A 3,960-nucleotide genomic window follows, 5' to 3' on the forward strand; every position below is an offset into this window, starting at 1 on the left:
GCCACGCGCCTCCAGTCCGGTCGCGACCGGATCAGAAACCGGACGGCACCCGGGGCGTGTACGCCTGCTCGAGCCGCGCGACCTCGTCGTCGCTGAGCTCCATCGACGATGCGGCCACCGCGTCGTCGATGTGGTGCTCCTTCGTCGCGCCGACGATCGGCGCGCTGACCACGGACTTCCCGGCCACCCACGCGAGGGCGACCTGCGCCATCGGGACGCCGCGCTCGTCGGCGATCTGTGCGACCGCGTCCACGATCTGGCGGTTCGCGTCCTCGTCCTGCTTGTAGAGCGTCTTGCCGAACTCGTCGGTGTCGGCGCGCGAGCCGGAGCCCTGCGCGTCCCACTGGCGGGCGAGTCGGCCGCGCGCGAGGGGGCTCCACGGGATCACGCCGACGCCGGTGTGCGCACAGAACGGGTGCATCTCGCGCTCTTCCTCGCGCTCGAGGAGGTTGTACTGGTCCTGCATGGCGACGAACCGCGTCCACCCGTGCAGCTCGGCGACGTGCTGCATCTCGGCGAACTGCCACGCCCACATGCTGCTCGCGCCGATGTAGCGCGCCTTCCCGGCCTTCACGACGTCGTGCAGCGCCTCCATCGTCTCCTCGACGGGGGTGTGCGGGTCGAAGCGGTGGATCTGGTACAGGTCGACGTAGTCGGTGCCGAGGCGGGTCAGCGACGCGTCGATCTCGTGCATGATCGCCGCGCGTGAGAGCCCGGCGCCGTTCCGGCCGGGCCGCATGCGGTTGAACACCTTCGTGAAGACCTGGACGTCCTCGCGCGGGGCGACCTCCTTGAGGAGCTGGCCCGTGATCTCCTCGCTGCTGCCGGCGGAGTACACGTTCGCGGTGTCGAACGTCGTGATCCCGGCCTCGTACGCACGGCGGACGAACGGCCGCGCCTGGTCGATGTCGACGCTCCACTCGTGCGACCCCTTCGCCGGGTCGCCGTAGGACATCATGCCGAGGATGACGCTGCTGATCTCGAGCCCGGTGGCGCCGAGTCTGGTGGTGTCGGTGGTCATGCGTCCACCCTGGCATCGCGCCCTGTGACCGCGAGGAGGCGGACCTGCAGCGGGGCGTCGTCGGGGACCTGGACGGGAGGTGCGTAGAGGCCGGTGGCGGCGAGGTCCTCGATCTTCGGCTCGAACCGGTGCCAGACGGCCTCGACCAGTTCTGACGGGAGCGTCTCGTCCGAGCCCGTCGCACGTGCGAGGTCCCAGGTGTGGATGGTGATGTCACTCGTCTGCTCGGCGAGGTACTCGTGCGCCGGGACGACGTCGGTGCTGAGGTGCACCGGGACGTCGGCCGGGGCGTCCCGCCACGCCTCGGTCGCCCGGGAGGCGTGCTTCGACCACTCGGCGGTCAGGTCGTCGCCGATCGGCTCGAGGTCGGCCTCGGCCTGGGCGTACTCGCACCCGGTCAGCAGCAGGGGGATCCACCGCTGCTCGTCGACCACGTGGGCGACCAGGTCGCGGGTGGTCCACTCGGAGTCGGGTGTGGGGGCGTCCCAGTCGGTGACGGCGGCGACGCGGCGGCCGAACTCGGCGGCTGCGAGTGCCTGCAGTGCGATCCAGTCGGTGGCCATGCGGGTGCTCCTGTCCGTGGTGCGGGTGGTGCGGCGCTCGACGAGACGATCCGGAACCCGGTCCGGTTGGTCCGGCGTGAGCGCCACGACTGGGAACCGGTTCCCCGGTCGGGCGATTCCCTGCCCCACACGCTACTGCTCCGGGTCACCTCGACGACCGGCTGCTGCCGACCTGTGGACACGACGACGCCCCGGCTCCGTGGGGGAGGAGTCGGGGCGTCGAGGCGGGTGCTGCAGTGCTGTTGTTCGGTGTCCCCAGGTCGCGCGGGTCAGGCGGACCTCAGGCTTCGGCGACCGCCGACCGTCGCGACCGTGTTCGCAGCCGGGCCGGTGTCACCGTGGTGCGAGGTGCTCAGGCCGCCTGGAGGACGAACTGCACGTCGAGGTTGATGGTCACGTCGTTGCCGAGCGTGAAGCCGCCGGCCTCGAGCGCCGCGTTCCAGTTCACGCCGAACTCGGTGCGGTCGATCTTGGTCGTCGCCTCGGCACCGAGCTTGACCTGGCCGTAGCCGTCGGTGGTGACGCCACCGAACTCGGTCTTGAGGGTGACGTTCTTGGTGACGCCGCGCAGCGAGAGCTCGCCGTCGATGAGCATGTCGTCGCCGTCCTCGCGGATGCCGGTCGAACGGAAGGTCATCTGCGGGTGCTCCTCGGCGAGGAAGAAGTCGCCGGTCGCGAGGTGCTGGTCGCGCTGCTGCTGGTTGGTGTTGACGCTCGCGACGTCGATGGAGGCCTCGAGGGTCGAGTCGAGCGGGTTCTCGGCGGTGACGAGCGTGGCGTCGAAGCGCTCGAACGAGCCCTTGACCTTGCTGATCGCGAGGTGGCGGACCGAGAACGTGACCTCGGAGTGCGTCGGGTCGATCTTCCAGGTGCCGGTCTGGTAGCCGGGGATGGCGGAAGCGGTGAGCGTCATGGTGTGTCCTTCGAACGGTGTCTGCGGTCCCGAGCGGCGCGGAGTTACTCCATGCGCCTGCATCGACTTGAACTGTACGCCATTCTGCACCTGATTGGTTGAAGCGTCAACCAATTTCTCCGGAACATGTTGCGTCGCGCTGCCGGGTACCGACACTGCCCCTCTGGAACGGGCGTGAGCCAGTAGCGTCGGGACCATGGAATTCAGGTACCTGGGCAACTCCGGACTCAAGATCTCCGAGATCACCTACGGCAACTGGCTGACGCACGGCTCGCAGGTCGAGAACGACGTCGCGTCCCAGTGCGTGCGGGCAGCGCTCGACGCCGGCATCACCACCTTCGACACGGCGGACACCTACGCGAACACCGCCGCCGAGACCGTCCTCGGCGAAGCGCTCAAGGGAGAGCGGCGCCAGTCGCTCGAGATCTTCACCAAGGTGTACTGGCCGACCGGCCCCAAGGGGCACAACGACACCGGGCTCAGCCGCAAGCACATCCTCGAGTCGATCGACGGGTCGCTCGAACGCCTGCAGACCGACTACGTCGACCTCTACCAGGCGCACCGCTACGACCACGAGACGCCGCTCGAGGAGACCATGCAGGCCTTCGCCGACGTCGTCCGGCAGGGCAAGGCGCTCTACATCGGCGTCAGCGAGTGGAACGCCGAGCAGATCCGCGCCGGTGCCGCGCTCGCGAAGGAGCTCGGCTTCCAGCTCATCTCGAACCAGCCGCAGTACTCGATGCTGTGGCGGGTCATCGAGGGCGAGGTCGTCCCGGCGTCGAAGCAGCTCGGCCTCTCGCAGATCGTCTGGTCGCCGATCGCGCAGGGCGTGCTGACGGGGAAGTACAAGCCGGGCCAGCCGCTGCCGGAGGGCTCGCGCGCCACCGACGAGAAGGGCGGCGCCGACATGATCAAGCGGTTCATGCGCGACGAGGTCCTCGAGGCCGTCCAGCGTCTGCAGCCCGTCGCCGACGAGGCAGGGCTCACCCTCGCGCAGCTCGCGATCGCGTGGACCCTGCAGAACGAGAACGTCGCCTCGGCTATCGTCGGTGCTTCCCGTCCGGAGCAGGTGACCGACAACGTCAAGGCCTCCGGCGTCCGGCTCGACGCCGACGCGCTCGCCGCGATCGACGCGGCACTCGGGGACATCCCGGAGCGCGACGTCGCGAAGACGGTCTCGCCCGCCTCACGCGTCGCCTGATCGGCGCGCGGACGGAATGACGGGAGGCACGGTGCGGGTGACGCACCGTGCCTCCCATCGTCCGTGCGGTCGCGCGTGCTCCCAGGAACTGGTCAGTCCGCTCGGAGCGACCCTGTCCGGGTTCGAAGTGGCGTCCCGGCACCTTCGCACCGCGCGACCGATACCTTGGCCAGCGAGCAAGGAGCACCACATGCACGAGTCACTGGTCATCATCCCGACGTACGACGAGGCGGAGAACATCCGTCCGATCGTGGGCCCTCAC

General features: G+C 69.2%; 4 protein-coding genes. 1 reads left to right on the plus strand and 3 read right to left on the minus strand.

Features of this window, described 5'->3' with window-relative positions:
* Window positions 1–31: 31 nt before the first annotated feature.
* The 3 genes from NS184_RS13535 to NS184_RS13545 all read right to left on the minus strand — a co-directional run bounded on the left by NS184_RS13535 (window position 32) and on the right by NS184_RS13545 (window position 2,497).
* On the minus strand, window positions 32–1,021 hold the full coding sequence (locus NS184_RS13535; protein WP_058726640.1) for an aldo/keto reductase: 990 nt from the start codon (window positions 1,019–1,021) through the stop codon (window positions 32–34).
* A complete protein-coding gene (locus tag NS184_RS13540) occupies window positions 1,018–1,584 on the minus strand; it encodes a TIGR03086 family metal-binding protein (RefSeq protein WP_058726643.1) in 567 nt (188 codons plus the stop codon). Before NS184_RS13540 ends, NS184_RS13535 begins: the two co-directional genes overlap by 4 nt.
* 352 nt (window positions 1,585–1,936) lie before the next feature.
* Entirely contained in the window at window positions 1,937–2,497 is a 561-nt protein-coding gene (locus NS184_RS13545) for a YceI family protein (RefSeq protein ID WP_058726641.1), read from the minus strand.
* A gap of 196 nt (window positions 2,498–2,693) precedes the next feature.
* Here NS184_RS13545 and NS184_RS13550 point away from each other — a divergent pair, with 196 nt between their 5' ends.
* Window positions 2,694–3,698, plus strand: coding sequence for an aldo/keto reductase family protein (locus NS184_RS13550; protein ID WP_058726642.1), 1,005 nt, complete (start codon window positions 2,694–2,696; stop codon window positions 3,696–3,698).
* The last annotated feature ends 262 nt before the right edge of the window (window positions 3,699–3,960 follow it).

Origin of the sequence: Curtobacterium luteum, from assembly GCF_001475545.1 — a bacterium.
Lineage (GTDB): Bacteria > Actinomycetota > Actinomycetes > Actinomycetales > Microbacteriaceae > Curtobacterium > Curtobacterium luteum_A.